The sequence below is a fragment of the Streptomyces sp. NPDC001415 genome (genome assembly GCF_053597395.1).
The window spans coordinates 168,194-184,818 of the sequence record NZ_JBSFIE010000015.1; the positions used below are offsets into that span (position 1 = coordinate 168,194).

Below are 16,625 nucleotides of genomic sequence, written 5' to 3' on the forward strand. Positions count from 1 at the left end.
AGCGAGGCACCACCCGCATGAACTCCCCCACCATCGTCGTGATGGGCGTCGCCGGGACCGGCAAGACGACCATCGGGCCGCTGGTCGCAGAACGGCTCGGCGTTCCTTATGCCGAGGGCGACGACTTCCACCCCGTGGCGAACGTCGCCAAGATGTCCGCGGGGATCCCGCTGGACGACGACGACCGCCTGCCCTGGCTCGACGCGATCGGCGCTTGGGCGCACGGCCGGGCCGGGCTCGGCGGGGTCGTCTCCAGCTCCGCGCTCAAGCGGAGTTACCGCGACCGGCTGCGAGCGGCCGCCCCCGGCCTCGTCTTCCTGCACCTGACCGGCGACCGCGCGCTCATCGAGCACCGGATGGCCGAGCGCAGGGGGCACTTCATGCCGGCCGCGCTGCTGGACTCGCAGTTCGCCGCCCTGGAGCCCCTTGGCCGGGACGAGGCGGGCGTCGCCGTCGACGTGTCCGGCACCCCCGAGGACATCGCGGAGCGGGCCGCCGCCGCGCTGCGAACGCTCACCACCTAAGGAATCCCCACCGTGACCAGACTCAGCGTCGAGTTCCTGGCAGCGGACGCCACGCAGCCGATCACCTCGGCCGGCAACACCCAGCTGGGCGTTGCGGTACTCGCGGGCATCGCCGTCATCGTCCTGCTCATCACCAGGTTCAAGCTGCACGCCTTCCTGGCCCTGACCATCGGCTCGCTGGCGCTCGGCGCCTTCTCGGGCGCCCCGCTCGACAAGGCCATCGCCAGCTTCAGCGGCGGCCTCGGCAGCACGGTGGCGGGCGTCGGCGTACTGATCGCGCTCGGCGCCATCCTCGGCAAGCTGCTCGCCGACTCCGGCGGCGCGGACCAGATCGTCGACACCATCCTGGCCAAGGCCGGGAAGTCCGGCGAACGGGCGATGCCCTGGGCGATGGTGGCGATCGCCTCGATCATCGGGCTCCCGCTGTTCTTCGAGGTCGGCATCGTCCTGCTGATTCCCGTGGTGCTGCTCGTCGCCAAGCGCGGCAACTACTCCCTGATGCGGATCGGCATCCCCGCGCTCGCCGGACTGTCCGTGATGCACGGGCTGATCCCACCGCACCCGGGGCCGCTCGTCGCCATCGACGCGATCGGCGCCAACCTCGGGGTGACGCTGGCGCTCGGCGTGGTCGTCGCCGTTCCGACGGTGATCATCGCGGGGCCGGTGTTCTCCAGGTACGCGGCCCGCTGGGTCGACATCCCGGCCCCGGACAAGATGGTGCCGACCCGCCCCTCCCAGGACCTGGAGAAGCGGCCGGGCTTCGGCGCGACCATCTCCACCGTGCTCCTTCCGGTCGTCCTGATGCTGGCCAAGGCGCTGGTCGACATCGTGGTCGACGACCCGAAGAACCACGTCCAGCGGGTCACCGACGTCATCGGCTCGCCGCTGATCGCGCTGCTCGCGGCCGTCCTGGTCGGCATCTTCACGCTGGGGCGGGCGGCCGGGTTCACCAGGGAGCGGATCTCGACGACCGTCGAGAAGTCCCTCGCCCCGATCGCGGGCATCCTGCTGATCGTGGGCGCGGGCGGCGGCTTCAAGCAGACGCTGATCGACGTGGGCGTCGGCCGGATGATCCTGGACCTCTCCAAGGACTGGGCGGTACCGTCGCTGCTGCTCGCCTGGCTGATCGCGGTGGCGATCCGGCTCGCGACGGGGTCCGCGACCGTGGCGACCATCTCCGCGGCGGGCCTGGTGGCACCGCTCGCGGCCGACATGTCGACCGCGCACGCCGCCCTGCTGGTTCTGGCCGTCGGCGCCGGCTCGCTCTTCTTCAGCCACGTTAACGACGCCGGGTTCTGGCTGGTCAAGGAGTACTTCGGGATGGACGTCGGCCAGACGGTCAAGACCTGGTCGGTGATGGAGACGATCATCTCCGTGGTGGCACTCGGCTTCGTGCTGCTGCTGTCACTCGTCGTCTAGTTCCGGCTCGACTCCGGGTCGATCCGGTCCGCTTCTTCGTCCAACTCCGGCTCCCACAACGGGTGTTCGCGTTTCGCCCAGGGCCGCTCGACCGACCCGGTGCGCATGCCACGGCGTGCCTCCGGGTCGCCGAACGCCATCCACACGTGTCCGATGACGACGATGCCGACGGCAAGCGACAGCCAGTCGTGCACGAACGTGGACCCGATCCGCACCTCGATGGGCGCCAGATGCGTGAACCACATCAGCAGCCCCGTGCCCAGCATCACCAGGGCGGCCCCCGCGATCCAGCCCGCGTACACCTTCTGCCCGGCGTTGAACTTCCCGGCCGGGCGCGGCTCCCGCTCCCGGCGCAGTGCGGTGCGCAGCCAGGTCCTGTCGTACGGCAGGAAGCGGTTGAGGCGGCTCAGGTCCGCCCGGAACGCCCGGGAGAGGAGGCCGAGGAGGACCGGTGCGGGCAGCAGCAGCCCGCAGATCTCGTGCACCCGCACCACCAGCTCCCGGCGGCCGACCGCCTCGGCGAACTGGGGGACGTAGAGGATCGCCGCGGTGACCACGCAGGCGCCCATCAGAGCGGCCGTGGCCCGGTGCACCCGCCGCACCGCGGGCGTGAACCTCCGCACCGTGTGCGGGAGTTCAGGCGGTGGGGGTGTCTTCGCGTCCGTTGGACCGGCCGACCCAGGCGTCGGTGTCATAGCCTCGCTCCTCCCAGTATCCCCGCTCGACCTTTTCCGTCACGGTGATCCCGGACAGCCATTTCGCCGACTTGTAGAAGTACATGGGCGCCACATACAGCCGGACCGGCCCGCCGTGGGCGTGGCTCACGGGCTTGTCCTGCATGCTGAGCGCGATCAACACGTCGTCGCGGCGAGCCTGTTCGAGGGTGAGGCTCTCGCTGTACGCGCCGTCGAAGCAGGTGAAGCGGACCGCCCCGGCGCCCGGCCGCACCCCGGCCGCATCCAGCAGCCGGGACAGCCGTACCCCCGCGAAGGGCGTGCCGGGGACCCGCCATCCGGTCACGCACTGCACATCGCGCACCAGCCGGGTCTGCGGCAGCGCGCGCAGCGTGTCGAGTGTGTACGTCGCGGGCTTGGTGACCAGGCCGTCGACGGTGAGGCGGTAGTCGGCGGCGCTCCTGTTCGGCACGGAGGCGGCGACCGAGTAGTAGCGGAAGCCGCCGCCGTTGGGCAGCAGGTTGGTGAGCCCGGTGGGGTCCTTGTCGGCGGCCGCGCCGAGGAACGACTCCAGGCCGCCCTGGACGTAGCGCGCCGAGGCGACCCCGGCCACGCCGAGGCCGAGCATGCCGAGCACGAGCCGGCGCCCGACGGGTGCGCCCCGCTCGGGCCGAGGCGTTGGTTCTGCTGTCACCCGACGATTCGAACACCCCGGGGCCGGTCCTGCCAGGGGCTCCGGCCGTACGTCACCGTTCCGTCAGAACTCCCGGAGCCGGCTCACAGCTCGGCGCCGCGGCCCGACTCCCGCTCCTCGGGCTCGCGGCTTCTCGGCACCGCGCCCTGGGCGCCGCGCTCGGCGGCGGCCGTCCGCTCCAGTTGGAAGGCCTCGTTGCCCAGGCCGATCCGGGCGTGCACCTCGGGCTTGCGCGCCCGCAGCATCAGGCCGTAGCCCAGGCCCACCAACAGCGCGAGGACGATGATCCCGGGCAGCACCCAGTTGAGCGCGTCGTCCGGGCCCGCGCCGACCAGCACGTGGAACTGCTTGACGGTGTACGCGGCGATGCCGAGCAGCGCGATGCCCGCGGCGCCCGCGGCGAGCAGCCGCCACAGCTGGGCCCCGGCCGCCCCCCGGCGTACGAAGAAGACGATCACGGCGAGCGAGGCCGCGGCCATCAGGAGGATGACGCCGAGCGCGCCGACGTTGCCCATCCAGGTGAACAGGTGCATGACTGGGGCGGTGGGGTCGCCGGCCGGCCAGTGGTCGGTGAGCGCGAAGGCCGCCACGACGACCACCGAGATGACGGTCTGGAGCAGCGAACCGCCCGCCGGGGCGCCGCTGGCGCTGCTGGTACGGCCGAAGCCGGCGGGCAGCAGCCCCTCGCGGCCCATGGCGAAGACGTACCGCGCGACCACGTTGTGGAAGCTGAGCAGCGCCGCGAACATGCCGGTCACGAACAGGACGTGCAGAACGTCGGTGAACGTGCCGCCGAGGTTCTTGCCGGCCAGCGCGAACAGCAGCCCGGGGCCCTGCTTCTGGGCGGAGTCCACGATGTCGCGCGGGCCCGTCGCCAGCGTGAGCGCCCATGAGCTCAGTGCGAAGAAGACCGCGACGAAGCCGACGGCGAGGAACATGACGCGCTTGACGACGACGTGCGGGCGGCTGGTCTCCTCGGCGTACACCGGGGCCTGTTCGAAGCCGGTGAACGCGGCGATGCAGAAGCACAGGGCGATGCCGACGCTGCCGCCCGCAGTCAGGCTGTGCGGGTTGAAGGCGTGCAGCGAGAGCCCGTCGGCGGCCGGTTTCGCCATGGCCGCGCCGTCGAAGACGACGACCATCACGACCTCAAGGACCAGGAGCACCCCGAGCACCTTGGCGTTGAGGTCGATCTTCAGCCAGGCCAGCGCGCCGACGAGGGCGACCGCGAGCAGCGCGGGCACCCACCAGTCGATGCCGACGTGGAAGTGGGTGTCGAGCAAGCTGGACACCTCGAAGCCGAACATGCCGTAGATGCCGACCTGGAGCGCGCTGTAGGCGGCGAGGGCCACATAGGCCGCGGCGGCGCCGACGGTCGGACCGAGGCCGCGCGCGATGTACGCGTAGAACGCGCCCGCGTTGTGGACATGGCGGCTCATCTCGGCGTACCCGACGCTGAACAGGGCGAGGACCGCGCCGAGGATCAGGAAGAGCAACGGCTGCCCGACGACGCCCATCGCGGCGAACGCGGTGGGCATCACCCCGGCCACGACCATCAGGGGCGCGCTCGCCGCGAGGACCGAGAGCAGCAGTCCCGGCGTGCCGAGGCGGTCGGCACGCAACGCCCGGTCCTGGCCCTTGTACGTTCTGATCTCGGTCTCGCTGGTCTGGCTCGGCATGCGGGGTCTGCCCTTTCGGTACTGCCTTCGGAACAGGACGGGGGTGCGGCCATGATGCGGGCCGGGGCCGCGCGCTACACGGAACCGAGCGCGGCGCTGCGCGCGGCGTGGAAGGCGCGGTAGGGGTCTCGGTCGGGGTAGGACCAGGGCGCCGGGGTGATGTGGCGCCCGATGCGGTGGAACAGGGCGGCGGCCTCGGCGGTGCGGCCTTCGCAATGCTTCGCGTGGGCGAGGAAGTTGAGGTCGATGCCGGCCCTGGGGTGGTCCTCGCGCTCCCATTCCAGCCACCAGTCGAACGCGGTCCTGATCACCTGGCCGGCCCGGCGGCCGGTCCAGTGCCCGGACGCGGCGGGGTCACCCGGCCGGCCCCCGGCAGCGGCGAGCACCCGGTAGCGCTCGGCGTGGGCGATCAGCGGGAGCAGGGCGAGCGGGGAGTCGGCGGGGGCCCGGGCGGCCGAGGCGGTGGCGAAGTCGTACACCTCGTGCAGCGGGTCGGGGCCGTCGCCCGGGCGGCGTTCCGCGAGCCGGGCGGCCATCAGGTGGTGGGCGTGGTGGTGTTCGGGGTGGCGGGCGCGCACCTCCTCGAAGGCGCGCACCGTCTCGTCCTCGGTGCCGAGCGCGCGGGCCAGCGCGAGCAGGGCGAGCCAGGGGGTGGGGTCGGCGGGGGCGCGCCCGGCCGCGGTCAGGCAGGCCCAGCGGGCGCGGTCCTCGGACTCCTTGCCGCGCAAGCACCGCTGGACGCCGGCGCAGGCGAACAGGGCCGCGGCATCCGCGCTGTCGGGTTCGGCGAGGAGCCATTCGCGGGCCCAGACGGCGCTGGTGGCGGGCTCGGCGAGCACCGTGAGCCGGTGGCCGCGACGGTCCCAGTCGTCGCCGGTCGCACCGAGCAGCGAGCGGACCCTGGTCCACCGGCCCTGCGCCAACTGGTCCCGGACCGTGGCGAGTTCGGTGTCGTCGAGCGCCGGATCGAACGACCGGCTGCCCCATCGGCGGGGGCGGCCGAGCGGGGGCGGAGGCGGGGACATCCGCGTACTTCCTGTGGGGGCGATGCCACGGGGGCATAGATGTGCGCTGAACACATGCGCGATGGTCGCCGACAGCAAAGCGGTACGGGGTGCTCCGCGTCAAGGTCGTTCGGCCCTTGCGTTCCGGCGAACGTGAGTCTTGTTCAAGGGAGTTGAGGGACCGGCGACCCGCATAGGCTGAGCCCATGAGCGAACAAGAGGCCCTGCCCGAATTCCTGTTGGCCTTTCCGGGTCCCCTGCGTGACCAGCTGGTGTCGGCGGTGCTCAGCGGCGCGAAGACCTCGACGACCGGGCTGCTCGCCGACTATGAGCACGCGGGCGATCCCCTGCCGCACGTCGGCGGACGCAGCCGCCTCATCGACTCGGCGGGCGAGGCGGTCGCCGTGATCGAGGTGACCGATGTACGGGTCCTGCCCCTGGCCGAGGTCGACCTCCAGCACGCGATCGACGAGGGCGAGGGGGACGAGACCCTGGCCGGGTGGCGGGCCAACCACGAGAAGTTCTGGCGCGGCCCCGAGACGCTGGAGGCCGTCGGCGACCCGTCCTTCGAGGTCACCGACGAGACCCTGGTCATCGCCACCCGGTTCCGGCTGGTGGAGCGGGTGACGTCACCGGGCAGGTCCTAGGACACCGCCTTCGCCGCCGCCCTGCCCGCCGCTCGGCCCGAGAAGATGCAGCCGCCGAGGAAGGTGCCCTCCAGGGAGCGGTAGCCGTGGACGCCTCCGCCGCCGAAGCCGGCCGCCTCCCCCGCCGCGTACACGCCCGGCAGCGGTTCGCCGCCTGCGGTGAGCACGCGGGAGGAGAGGTCGGTCTCCAGGCCGCCGAGCGACTTGCGGGTCAGGATGTGCAGCTTGACCGCGATCAGCGGGCCCGCCTTCGGGTCCAGGATGCGGTGCGGGGTCGCGGTGCGGATGAGCTTGTCGCCGAGGTAGTTGCGCGCCCCCCGGATGGCGGTGACCTGGAGGTCCTTGGTGAACGGGTTGGCGATCTCGCGGTCGCGGGCCACGATCTCGCGGCGCAGCGCGGCCTCGTCGATCAGGGGCTCCTTGGTGAGCGCGTTCATGCCGCGCACCAGCGAGGCCAGGTCCCTCTCCACGACGAAGTCGGCGCCGTGGTCCATGAACGCCTTCACCGGGCCCGGCACATCGGCCCGGGCCCGCCCGATGACACCCCGTACGGACTTGCCGGTGAGGTCGGGGTTCTGCTCGGAGCCCGAGAGCGCGAACTCCTTGCCGATGATCTTCTGGTCGAGCACGAACCACGTGTAGTCGTGGCCGGTCTTCATGATGTGGTCGAGCGTGCCGAGGGTGTCGAAGCCGGGGAAGAGCGGAACGGGCAGCCGGTTGCCGCGTGCGTCCAGCCAGAGCGAGGAGGGGCCGGGCAGGATGCGGATGCCGTGCCGGGCCCAGATGGGGTTCCAGTTCTGGATGCCCTCGGTGTAGTGCCACATCCGGTCGCGGTTGATGTGATGGGCGCCGGCCTGCTCCGCGATGCCCAGCATGAGACCGTCCACATGGGCGGGCACGCCGGAGAGCATGTGCTCGGGCGGGGTGCCGAGCCGCTGGGGCCACTGCGACCTCACGAGGTCGTGGTTGCCTCCGATGCCGCCGCTGGTCACTATGACCGCCTGCGCCTTAAGCTCGAAGGAGCCGGTCGCGGTCCGGGTGGACGCGGTCCCTCGTTCGGCGCCGGACGGCTCCAGGATCTCGCCGGTCACGGTGTCGACGGTCCCGGCGGTGCGTCCGAGGCCCGTCACCCGGTGCCTGAACCCGAACTGAACAAGCCCCCGGGCGGCGGCCTCCCGCACCCTCCGCTCGAACGGGGCCACGATGCCCGGCCCGGTGCCCCAGGTGATGTGGAAGCGGGGAACGGAGTTGCCATGCCCGTTGGCGTCGTAACCGCCCCGCTCGGCCCAGCCCACCACGGGGAAGAAGCGGACCCCCTGGGCGTGCAGCCACGCCCGCTTCTCGCCGGCCGCGAAGTCGACGTACGCCTCGGCCCACTTGCGCGGCCAGTGGTCCTCGTCCCGGTCGAAGCCGGCCGTGCCGTACCAGTCCTGGAGCGCGAGGGCCCGGCTGTCCTTGATCCGCATGCGGCGCTGCTCGGGCGAGTCCACCAGGAAGAGCCCGCCGAAGGACCAGTGGGCCTGGCCGCCGAGCGACTGCTCGGGCTCCTGGTCGAGCAGGATCACCTTCTTGCCGGCGTCCGCCAGCTCGGCCGTTGCCACCAGGCCCGCGAGCCCCGCCCCGACCACGATCACATCGGCGTCGTACGCCATGGGCCGCTCACTCCGCTCGTCCGCCAAGTTACCCGTGCGTCAGATCTTCGGTGGGCAGTCACCCGGCGTCAACCGCCCGGGTGCGGGCACCCGGGAGGCATCCGCGCCCCGGGGACGCTATCGTCGGCCAAGTTGGCACCCCCCGGCCGTACTTGAGGTGTACGTCGTGTCGGTTCTGGTCCTCGTCCTCGCCGTGAGCGCAGCATGTTGTCTGGGCTCGGGCTTCGTGCTGCAGCAGAACGCGGCGCAGCACGCCCCCCTGAGCGACTTCATGTCGCCGCGGCTGCTGCTCGACCTGGTGCGGATGCCGCGCTGGCTGGCCGGGATAGGCCTGATGGTGGCGGGCATGGTGCTGAGCGCGCTCGCGCTGGGCTGGGGCGAGGTCTCGCTCGTCGAGCCGCTGGTGGCCACCAACCTGTTCTTCGCGATGTGGCTGTCCAGACTCTGGACCCGCCAGCCGCTGGGCCGCCAGGGCTGGGCGGGGCTCGCGCTGCTCGCGGGCGGGGTGACCGCGTTCATCGTCGCGGGCCAGCCGCACGGCAGCGTCTCGGAGGCGGGGGCGCTGCGGCACTGGCTGATCGTGGGCCTGGTGGTCGGCATCGCCCTGATGCTGGCGGGCCTCGCCAAGCACGACCGGCTGAGCGTCGCGGCCCCGGTGATGCTGGCCGTCGCCGCGGGCCTGCTGTACGGCCTCCAGGACGCGCTGACCCGGATCAGCGGCCAGCGCCTGTCGGCCGGCGGCTGGGCGGAGCTGATGACGAGCTGGCAGCCGTACGGGGTGATCGCGCTCGGCGTGACCGGTCTGGTCATGGTCCAGAGCGCCTTCGAGACGGCCCCGCTGCGGATGTCGCTGCCCGCCCTGACGGCCGCCCAGCCGCTCGCGGGGATCGCCTGCGGGGTCGGCTTCCTCGGAGACCGGCTGCGTACCGACTCGGGCGCGCTGGCCTGGGAGGCGGCCGGGCTCGCGGCGATCGTGACGGGGATCGTGCTGCTCGGACTGCACCCGGCGATGCCGTCGGGCACGGCGCCGAAGGAAGAGACCCGCGACCTCCAGCCGCACTGAGGCGCACGCCGGGCGATGGTTTCATGGCCTCATGAACCCGGCTGACGAAATCCTGGACATCGTCGACGAGCGGGACACCGTGATCGGGCAGGCCCGGCGCGCCGACGCGTACGCCCGCAACATGCGGCACCGCTGCGTGTTCATCCTGGCCAGGGACGCGGCGGGCCGGACCTTCGTGCACCGCCGCACCCCGGACAAGCTCGTCTTCCCCTCCCTGTACGACATGTTCGTCGGCGGGGTGGTCGGCGCGGGCGAGTCGTACGACGAGGCGGCGCTGCGCGAGGCCGAGGAGGAGCTCGGCGTCTCCGGGCTGCCGCAGCCCGCGCCCCTGTTCAAGTTCCTCTACGAGAACGGCGAGCAGAGCTGGTGGTCGGCCGTGTACGAGGTGCGCTGCGAGCTCCCGGTGAATCCGCAGGTGGAGGAGGTCGCCTGGTACGACTTCCTGCCGCTCGCCGAGCTGGAGCGCCGGATCGGGACGTGGGAGTGGGTGCCGGACGGCCTCGCGGCCTGGCAACGGCTGCGCGCGTGGGGCATAGAACTGACCTGAGGGCTGTCCCGACCCCGAGGGCTGCCCGGAGGGCGCCCGCGACCTGGACGACCGGCCTTCCTGAGGCCTGTCCCGAGGAGCCGCCGGGTAGGGTGCGGCGGGTGATCACGATCGTGCAGACCTTGCGGCTGTGGTTCGCGCCCCAGCGCATCGGCGAGGAGGGCGAGACCCCCGACTACCGGTTCTCGCTCGCCAACGAGCGCACCTTCCTGGCCTGGATCAGGACCTCGCTCGCGCTGGTCGGGGGCGGTTTCGCGGTCGATCAGTTCCTGCCCGACCTGCGCTGGGGCGTCCGGGTCGCGCTCGCCCTCGCGCTGCTCGCCGCCGGGGTCCTTTGCGCGCTGCGGGCGGTGAACCACTGGGTGCGCTGCGAGCGGGCCATGCGGCGCGGCGAGGATCTGCCGGTGTCGCGGTTCCCCACGCTCCTGAGCCTCGCCGTCGCGGTGGTCGCCGTGGTGATGGTGGTGGTCGTCGTCTTCGGCTGGGCCGGCTGATGCCCTCGCCGGTGCCCGCCCGCGACCCGGGGCTCCAGCCGGAGCGGACCCGGCTCGCCTGGCGGCGCACCACACTGTCCTGCACGGTGGCCGCCGTGCTCGCCGCCAAACAGGCTGTGCACAAGGGGAGTTCTCCGCTCGGGCTCGTCGCTCTGACGCTCAGCGGTCTTGTGTGGCTCGGGTTCCTGGCCGTCGCGCACCGCCGCATCCAGACCCTGAGCGGCGCCGCGCACCCCCGGGTCCTCGGGGCGCGCGCCGCGATCGCCACGGCCGCCTGCACGGTGGCCCTGGCCTGCTTCGCCGTCGCCGTACTGTTCTGACACCCGCCCCCAGCCCTTTGGTTCACTTCTGGTCACGCCGTGATGCACGGTCCACCCTGGACGGCATACCGACTGGTCGGTAGCCTGGGTCGGGACAGGACGCCGACCCCGTTCCGGAGGTGCCGAACATGAGCACAGTCCCCCCGCCAGGCCTCGACCCGGAGCAGCTGCGGGCTTACCTCGACCGCGTGCGGCCGGGCCTGGTGAGCGGACCGCTCAGGGCCCGGCTGATCGAGGGGGGCCGCTCCAACCTGACGTACGTCGTCACGGACGGGAGCGGTCAGTGGGTGGTGCGGCGGCCCCCGCTGGGCCATGTGCTGGCCACCGCGCACGACATGAAGCGCGAGCACCGGGTGATCAGCGCCCTGCACCCCACGGCCGTCCCGGTGCCCGAGCCGGTGCTGCTGTGCGAGGACGAGTCGGTGCTCGGCTCGCCGTTCTACGTCATGGAGTACGTGGCCGGGACGCCGTACCGCACCGCGGAACAGCTCACGCCGCTCGGCGCCGAGCGGACCCGGGCGGCCGTGCTCGCGCTGGTCGACACGCTCGTCGAGCTGCACGCCGTGGACCCCGAGGCCGTCGGACTCGGCGACTTCGGGCGGCCCGAGGGCTTCCTCGACCGGCAGCTGCGCCGCTGGGGCAAGCAGCTCGACGCCTCCCGCAACCGCGACCTCGCCGGCATCGACGAGCTGCACGCGGCCCTCGGCCGCGAGCTCCCCGTCTCGCCCGCCCCCGCCGTCGTCCACGGCGACTACCGCCTCGACAACGTACTGATCGGCGACGACGACCGGATCAAGGCGGTCCTGGACTGGGAGATGTCCACGCTGGGCGACCCGTTGACCGACCTCGGCCTGCTCGTGATGTACAGCGCGAAGCTGGAGATACCCGACTCGCCGGTGTCCACGACGGCCGGCGCGCCCGGCCACCCCTCCCCCGCCGAGCTGGTCGAACGCTACGCCGCCCGCTCCGGCCGGGACACCTCCGCCATCTCCTGGTACACGGCGTTCGCCTGGTTCAAGCTCGCCGTGATCCTCGAAGGCATCCACTACCGCTACACCCTCGGCCAGACCGTGGGCGCCGGCTTCGACCGCATCGGCGAGCTGGTCCCCGTCTTCATCGAGCACGGCCTCACCACCCTTCAGGAAGGCTGACCGCCCCTCATGGACTTCGCATTCGACGCCCGCACCGAAGAACTGCGGGCCAAGCTCCTGGCCTTCATGGACGAGTACGTCCACCCCGCCGAGGCCGTCGCCCACGAGCAGCGCGCCCTGCTCGCATCGCCGTGGGACACCCCGCAGGTGGTGGAGGACCTCAAGGCCGAGGCGCGCAGGCAGGGCCTGTGGAACCTGTTCCTTCCCGACGCGCGGTACGGCGCGGGGCTCACCAACCTCCAGTACGCCCCGCTGGCCGAAATCACCGGCCGCTCCCCGCACTTGGCACCCACCGCCCTCAACTGCGCGGCCCCCGACACCGGGAACATGGAGGTCCTGACCCAGTTCGGCTCGGACGAGCAGAAGAAGCAGTGGCTTGAGCCGCTGCTCGCCGGGGAGATCCGCTCGGCGTTCGCGATGACCGAGCCCGAGGTCGCCTCCTCCGACGCCACCAACATCGAGACGCGGATCGAGCGCTCCTCCGATGGTGCTGACGACTACGTCATCACCGGCCGCAAGTGGTACATCTCCGGCGCGATGAACCCGGACTGCAAGATCTTCATCGTGATGGGCAAGACCGACCCCGCGGGCGCCGATGTGCGCCGCCAGCAGTCGATGATCCTGGTCCCGCGCGACACCCCGGGCGTCGAGATCCGCCGCGCCATGCAGGTCTACGGGTACGAGGACCACTACCACGGCGGTCACGCCGAGGTCGTCTTCCACGGCGCCCGGGTGCCCGCGAGCAACCTGGTCGGCGAGGCCGGCGGCGGCTTCGCGATCGCCCAGGCCCGGCTCGGTCCGGGCCGGATCCACCACTGCATGCGGCTGATCGGCATGGCCGAGCGTGCCATCGAGCTGATGTGCCGAAGGGCCGTGTCCCGTACGGCCTTCGGCAAGCCCATCGCCCAGCAGGGCGTGGTCCAGGAGTGGATCGCGGACGCCCGCGTCGCGGTCGAGCAGCTCAGGCTGCTCGTCCTGAAGACGGCCTGGCTGATGGACACCGTGGGCAACCGCGGGGCGCACACCGAGATCCAGGCCATCAAGATCGCCACGCCGCGTACGGTCGTCGACATCATCGACAACGCGGTCCAGCTGCACGGAGCGGGTGGCGTCAGCCAGGACTTCCCGCTGGCCGAACTCTGGGCCGCGGCGAGGACGTTGAGGCTCGCGGACGGCCCGGACGAGGTCCACCAGCGCTCGCTGGCCCGCCGCGAGCTGAAGAAGTACTTGTAGAAGGACCGGCTCCGGCGGAGGGTTCGATGAACGCACCGAGCCCTCCACCACCGCGAACTGGCCGCCGATCAGCGGTGGTTGGGGTTCAGGGGCGCAGCGCGCGCAGCAGCAGGTCCGCCAAGTGGTCGGCGACCTGCTGCTGGGTGAGCGGCCCGTCCGGGCGGTACCAGGTGGACAGGTGGTGGACCGAGCCGAAGTGGTAGTCCACCACCAGGTCGGCCGGGGTCGCGGTGGAGAACACCCCGGCGGCCTGGCCCTCTTCGATGAGCGCGCGGAACCGCTCGTGATAGCGGCGCCGCTCGGCGCGGACCTGCTTGTTCTTCTCGGGGCTCAGATGGTGCATCGAGCGGAAGAAGATCGCCGCGTCGTCGAGGTTGTCGATGGTGGTCACCACCACGTCGGCGGCCGCCTCGCGCAGCCGCCGCTCGATGGGCTCGTCCGCGTCGGCGAACGCGTCGAGCCGCTCCTGCTGGAGGCGCAGCACCCGCGCGTACACCTCCTGGAGGAGGTCCTCCTTGGAGCCGAAGTAGTGGTAGAGCGCGCCCTTGGTGACGCCCGCCGCCTCGACGATCTCCTGCACGGAGGTGCGGTCGTAGCCGTTCTCCGCGAAGAGGCGGGTGGCGGCGGCGAGCAGCCGCTGGGGGACGGGGGTGGTGCCGCTTGTGTCCGTCGCCTTGGCCATCGCCGCCACCTTTCTCTCGTACGTGCGCGAGGGGCCGGGCCCCTCGCTGTGTGCTGGTCGTGCGGTTGTCGTGTCCGACGGGCGCTACGCCTGGGTGCGCAGTTCCCGCCTGAGGATCTTCCCACTCGTGGTCTTGGGAAGCTCCGCCAGGATCTCCACCTCGCGCGGGTACTTGTAGGCGGCGAGCCGCTCCTCGCAGTACGCGGCGAGTTCGGCCGGGTCGGCCTCGGCGCCCGGGCGCAGGCTGACGTACGCCTTGACGCTCTCGCCCCGGTACGCGTCGGGGATGCCCACCACGGCCGCCTCGCGGACCGCCGGGTGGGTGTACAGGACGTCCTCGACCTCGCGCGGCCAGACCTTGAACCCGGACGCGTTGATCATGTCCTTCATGCGGTCGACCACGTAGAGCCAGCCGTCCTTGTCCATGAACCCGATGTCGCCGGTACGCAGCTCGCCGTCGGGGAACGCCTCGGCGGTGGCGTCGGGGCGGCGCCAGTAGCCGGGCACGACCTGCGGCCCGCGCACCACGATCTCGCCCTGCTCGCCGAAGGGCACCTCGTTGCCTTCGAGGTCGACGATCCGCACCACCGTCTCGGGCCCGGGCACGCCGACGGAGAGCGTCCCGGAGACCGGGTCGACCGGCGCTTCCTTCTCGGGCGGCACCGAGGCACAGGGGGCGGTGCACTCGGTCAGCCCGTACCCGTTGCGGATGTACGGACCGAAGCCCTCGCGGAACTTCTCGACAAGGGCGGGCGGCAGGGGCGCGCCGCCCGACGAGATGACCTCGAAGGAGGCGAAGTGCTCCCGGGTGACGCCGGGGGTGGCCGCCAGCGCCATGAAGGCCGTGGAGGGGCCGACCGTGTAGGCGGGGCGGTGTTCGGCGAAGGCGTCGAGGACGACACCCGGGTGAAAGCGGTAGGCCAGGATCAGGGTGCCCGCGTTGGCGATGCAGGCGGCGAGTTCGCAGACCATGCCGGTGATGTGGAAGAGCGGCGCGAGCGCGAAGTAGCCCGAGCCTTCTGCTATCGGATGTCCAGTGCGCTGCCTCTCCGCGTTGTAGGTGATGCCGCGATGGGTGTTCATCGCGCCCTTGGGGGTGCCGCTGGTGCCGGACGTGTAACTGATCAACGCCGTGTCGTCGGCGGAAAGTTCCCGGCCCGAGGGGGCGTCGAGTCCCTGCCGGGCGACGGCCACGAGGTCGTCGGTGTCGACGGGCGCGGGCATCCGCTCGAAGCCGAGCACTCGCTCGTCGTTGGTCGTCTGGAGGTCGAGTTCGCAGGCGGTCAGCGCGATGCGGACCGGGGAGTCGGCCGCGGTCTCGCGCAGGTAGCCCTCCCAAGCGCGGTCGGAGCAGATCAGCGCGCTGACCTCGGCGTCGTGCAGCACGTGCGCGACCTCGCCCGACTTGTACATCGGGTTGAGCGGGACCACGGTGGCCCCGGCCTTCCACGCGCCGAGCAGGGCGATCACGAAGTGCGGGGTGTTCTGCAGCATGAGTGCGACGCGGTCGCCGCGGGCCAGGCCCCGGGCGGCGAGGTGCCCGGCCACGGAGTCGGAGAGCGCGTCGGTCTCGGCGTAGCTGAGACGGCCGTCGAAGTAGGCGAGCGCGGTGCGTTCGGGGGTGCGGGCGGCGGCGGCACGGAAGGAGTGCAGCACGGTCTCGGCCGGGGCGATGTCCGCCCGCTGGGCCTCGCTGAGCTGGGCGAGCCAGGGCTTGGCCGCGTAGATCGAGGTCATTCGGCGCTCGTCTCCCACTTCTGCTGGAGGTGGTTCATGCTGGTCAGCCAGCGGTCGGGGGTGGCGGCACGGGCCGTGTAGTAGTCGGCGACCTCGGGGTGGGGCAGCACGAGGAAGCGGTCGTCGGCCATGGCGGCGAAGAGGGCCTCGGCCACCTCGTCGGGCTCGATCGCGGTGGGCTTGAGCACGAGGTCGCCGGCCGATCCGGTGGCGTCCAGCATGTCGGTGCGCACGCCCTGCGGGCAGATCGCGTGGACCTGGATGCCGCGGTGGCGGTAGGTCAGCGACAGCCACTCCGCGAAGGCGAGCGCGCCGTGCTTGGTGACGCTGTATGGAGCCGCGCCAATCATGGTGAGCAGCCCGGCGGCGGAGACGGTGGACACGAACCGCCCGGCGCCGCGCTCCAGCCATTCGGGCAGCAGCTCGCGAGCGGCCCTGACGTGGGCCATCACGTTGACGTCCCAGGCCGCGGCCCATACATCCTCGGGGGCGGCCTCCGAACCGCCGGATCCCAGGCCCGCGTTGGCGCAGTAGATGTCGACGGCCCCGCCGAGCGCGTCACGGGCGGCCCCGACGATGCCGGACGCATCACCCGGCACGGCTATGCCGCCGACCTCGTCAGCGGTCTTACGGGCCTTGTCCGCGTCCAGGTCGTTGACGACGACGCGGGCGCCTTCCGCCGCGAATCTCCGCGCGAGGGCGGCGCCGATGCCGCCGCCCGCGCCGGTGACGACCACCGCGGCGCCCTGAATCGCCTGTCCCGTGCTCATGGAGACCCGCCTCTCTGCGTGCCGAATGCCCCGACAGACTAACCAGTCGGTATGTCCCCTGGGAAGGGCCCCCTGGGGCTGCGCCCCCGGCCCCACGCGCGTCTCACCCCTGCGGCGGGTGGGATGAGCGGCTGCGCAGTTCCCCGCGCCCCTTGGCGTCACCTGCGGACCGGGGCGGCTGGTTTGCGCAGTTCCCCGCGCCCCTGAACCCGGTCTCGGCCGCGGGCCGTGCGTGGTTGCTCGCTCCCCCAAGTTCTCGGCTTCTCCCCCAAGTTCTCGGCTTCGCTCGAACAGGGGGGACCCCCATGAACAGGGGGGACCCCCATCGCGGCGGA

The 16,625-nt window shown here is 71.9% G+C and carries 17 protein-coding genes; 9 read left to right on the plus strand and 8 right to left on the minus strand.

Going from position 1 to position 16,625, the window contains the following annotated elements:
- Positions 1–17 precede the first annotated feature (17 nt).
- Positions 18–524 (plus strand): gluconokinase, encoded by a 507-nt coding sequence (locus ACWC2B_RS21600; RefSeq protein ID WP_450718874.1) that lies wholly within the window; start codon positions 18–20, stop codon positions 522–524.
- Positions 525–536: 12 nt separating this feature from the next.
- Complete coding sequence (locus ACWC2B_RS21605; protein ID WP_450718876.1) at positions 537–1,943, plus strand: GntT/GntP/DsdX family permease; 1,407 nt, start codon at positions 537–539, stop codon at positions 1,941–1,943.
- On the opposite strand, the gene ACWC2B_RS21610 is transcribed toward ACWC2B_RS21605, so the two are convergent.
- From ACWC2B_RS21610 to ACWC2B_RS21625, 4 genes are all read right to left on the minus strand, one after another.
- A complete protein-coding gene (locus ACWC2B_RS21610; protein WP_450718878.1) occupies positions 1,940–2,638 on the minus strand; it encodes a cytochrome b/b6 domain-containing protein in 699 nt (232 codons plus the stop codon). The two genes, ACWC2B_RS21605 and ACWC2B_RS21610, sit on opposite strands and share 4 nt — an antisense overlap.
- Entirely contained in the window at positions 2,580–3,311 is a 732-nt protein-coding gene (locus tag ACWC2B_RS21615; protein ID WP_450718880.1) for a molybdopterin-dependent oxidoreductase, read from the minus strand. The genes ACWC2B_RS21610 and ACWC2B_RS21615 overlap by 59 nt, the downstream gene beginning before the upstream one ends.
- Positions 3,312–3,394: 83 nt before the next feature.
- The gene (locus ACWC2B_RS21620; RefSeq protein ID WP_450718882.1) at positions 3,395–4,990 is read right to left on the minus strand and encodes an APC family permease; all 1,596 of its coding nucleotides are present in this window, start codon (positions 4,988–4,990) and stop codon (positions 3,395–3,397) included.
- 74 nt (positions 4,991–5,064) lie between these two features.
- Complete coding sequence (locus tag ACWC2B_RS21625) at positions 5,065–6,015, minus strand: hypothetical protein (RefSeq protein WP_450718884.1); 951 nt, start codon at positions 6,013–6,015, stop codon at positions 5,065–5,067.
- A 185-nt stretch (positions 6,016–6,200) separates the two neighbouring features.
- On the opposite strand from ACWC2B_RS21625, the gene ACWC2B_RS21630 reads away from it, so the two are divergent.
- On the plus strand, positions 6,201–6,641 hold the full coding sequence (locus tag ACWC2B_RS21630; RefSeq protein WP_450718886.1) for an ASCH domain-containing protein: 441 nt from the start codon (positions 6,201–6,203) through the stop codon (positions 6,639–6,641).
- Here the strand turns inward: ACWC2B_RS21630 and ACWC2B_RS21635 are convergent.
- Complete coding sequence (locus tag ACWC2B_RS21635) at positions 6,638–8,293, minus strand: FAD-binding dehydrogenase (protein ID WP_450718888.1); 1,656 nt, start codon at positions 8,291–8,293, stop codon at positions 6,638–6,640. The two genes, ACWC2B_RS21630 and ACWC2B_RS21635, sit on opposite strands and share 4 nt — an antisense overlap.
- Before the next feature lie 166 nt (positions 8,294–8,459).
- Between ACWC2B_RS21635 and ACWC2B_RS21640 the strand changes: the two genes are divergently transcribed.
- From ACWC2B_RS21640 to ACWC2B_RS21665, 6 genes are all read left to right on the plus strand, one after another.
- The gene (locus ACWC2B_RS21640; protein ID WP_450718890.1) at positions 8,460–9,356 is read left to right on the plus strand and encodes a DMT family transporter; all 897 of its coding nucleotides are present in this window, start codon (positions 8,460–8,462) and stop codon (positions 9,354–9,356) included.
- Positions 9,357–9,387: 31 nt separating this feature from the next.
- Complete coding sequence (locus ACWC2B_RS21645) at positions 9,388–9,903, plus strand: NUDIX hydrolase (protein ID WP_450718892.1); 516 nt, start codon at positions 9,388–9,390, stop codon at positions 9,901–9,903.
- Between the two features lie 101 nt (positions 9,904–10,004).
- The gene (locus tag ACWC2B_RS21650) at positions 10,005–10,397 is read left to right on the plus strand and encodes a YidH family protein (protein WP_100577397.1); all 393 of its coding nucleotides are present in this window, start codon (positions 10,005–10,007) and stop codon (positions 10,395–10,397) included.
- A complete protein-coding gene (locus tag ACWC2B_RS21655; RefSeq protein ID WP_450718894.1) occupies positions 10,397–10,717 on the plus strand; it encodes a DUF202 domain-containing protein in 321 nt (106 codons plus the stop codon). The genes ACWC2B_RS21650 and ACWC2B_RS21655 overlap by 1 nt, the downstream gene beginning before the upstream one ends.
- A gap of 128 nt (positions 10,718–10,845) precedes the next feature.
- Positions 10,846–11,868, plus strand: coding sequence for a phosphotransferase family protein (locus tag ACWC2B_RS21660; protein WP_450718896.1), 1,023 nt, complete (start codon positions 10,846–10,848; stop codon positions 11,866–11,868).
- A gap of 9 nt (positions 11,869–11,877) precedes the next feature.
- Complete coding sequence (locus ACWC2B_RS21665) at positions 11,878–13,101, plus strand: acyl-CoA dehydrogenase family protein (RefSeq protein ID WP_450718898.1); 1,224 nt, start codon at positions 11,878–11,880, stop codon at positions 13,099–13,101.
- An 85-nt stretch (positions 13,102–13,186) separates the two neighbouring features.
- Here ACWC2B_RS21665 and ACWC2B_RS21670 read toward each other — a convergent pair whose 3' ends face one another.
- The 3 genes from ACWC2B_RS21670 to ACWC2B_RS21680 form a co-directional block, all read right to left on the minus strand.
- Positions 13,187–13,783 (minus strand): TetR/AcrR family transcriptional regulator, encoded by a 597-nt coding sequence (locus ACWC2B_RS21670; protein WP_450718900.1) that lies wholly within the window; start codon positions 13,781–13,783, stop codon positions 13,187–13,189.
- 84 nt (positions 13,784–13,867) lie between these two features.
- Entirely contained in the window at positions 13,868–15,520 is a 1,653-nt protein-coding gene (locus ACWC2B_RS21675; protein WP_450718902.1) for a class I adenylate-forming enzyme family protein, read from the minus strand.
- Positions 15,517–16,290: an SDR family oxidoreductase gene (locus ACWC2B_RS21680; RefSeq protein WP_450718904.1), complete on the minus strand. Its 774-nt coding sequence runs from the start codon at positions 16,288–16,290 to the stop codon at positions 15,517–15,519. Before ACWC2B_RS21680 ends, ACWC2B_RS21675 begins: the two co-directional genes overlap by 4 nt.
- Positions 16,291–16,625: the final 335 nt, after the last annotated feature.

Excerpts from the sequence above, each read along its gene's own strand:
- ACWC2B_RS21625 (WP_450718884.1), bottom strand. The coding sequence starts at position 6,015 with ATGTCCCCGCCTCCGCCCCCGCTCGGCCGCCCCCGCCGATGGGGCAGC.
- ACWC2B_RS21670 (WP_450718900.1), bottom strand. The coding sequence starts at position 13,783 with ATGGCCAAGGCGACGGACACAAGCGGCACCACCCCCGTCCCCCAGCGG.
- ACWC2B_RS21630 (WP_450718886.1), top strand. The coding sequence starts at position 6,201 with ATGAGCGAACAAGAGGCCCTGCCCGAATTCCTGTTGGCCTTTCCGGGT.
- ACWC2B_RS21675 (WP_450718902.1), bottom strand. The coding sequence starts at position 15,520 with ATGACCTCGATCTACGCGGCCAAGCCCTGGCTCGCCCAGCTCAGCGAG.
- ACWC2B_RS21600 (WP_450718874.1), top strand. The coding sequence starts at position 18 with ATGAACTCCCCCACCATCGTCGTGATGGGCGTCGCCGGGACCGGCAAG.
- ACWC2B_RS21620 (WP_450718882.1), bottom strand. The coding sequence starts at position 4,990 with ATGCCGAGCCAGACCAGCGAGACCGAGATCAGAACGTACAAGGGCCAG.
- ACWC2B_RS21635 (WP_450718888.1), bottom strand. The coding sequence starts at position 8,293 with ATGGCGTACGACGCCGATGTGATCGTGGTCGGGGCGGGGCTCGCGGGC.
- ACWC2B_RS21665 (WP_450718898.1), top strand. The coding sequence starts at position 11,878 with ATGGACTTCGCATTCGACGCCCGCACCGAAGAACTGCGGGCCAAGCTC.
- ACWC2B_RS21610 (WP_450718878.1), bottom strand. The coding sequence starts at position 2,638 with ATGACACCGACGCCTGGGTCGGCCGGTCCAACGGACGCGAAGACACCC.
- ACWC2B_RS21680 (WP_450718904.1), bottom strand. The coding sequence starts at position 16,290 with ATGAGCACGGGACAGGCGATTCAGGGCGCCGCGGTGGTCGTCACCGGC.
- ACWC2B_RS21645 (WP_450718892.1), top strand. The coding sequence starts at position 9,388 with ATGAACCCGGCTGACGAAATCCTGGACATCGTCGACGAGCGGGACACC.
- ACWC2B_RS21660 (WP_450718896.1), top strand. The coding sequence starts at position 10,846 with ATGAGCACAGTCCCCCCGCCAGGCCTCGACCCGGAGCAGCTGCGGGCT.
- ACWC2B_RS21655 (WP_450718894.1), top strand. The coding sequence starts at position 10,397 with ATGCCCTCGCCGGTGCCCGCCCGCGACCCGGGGCTCCAGCCGGAGCGG.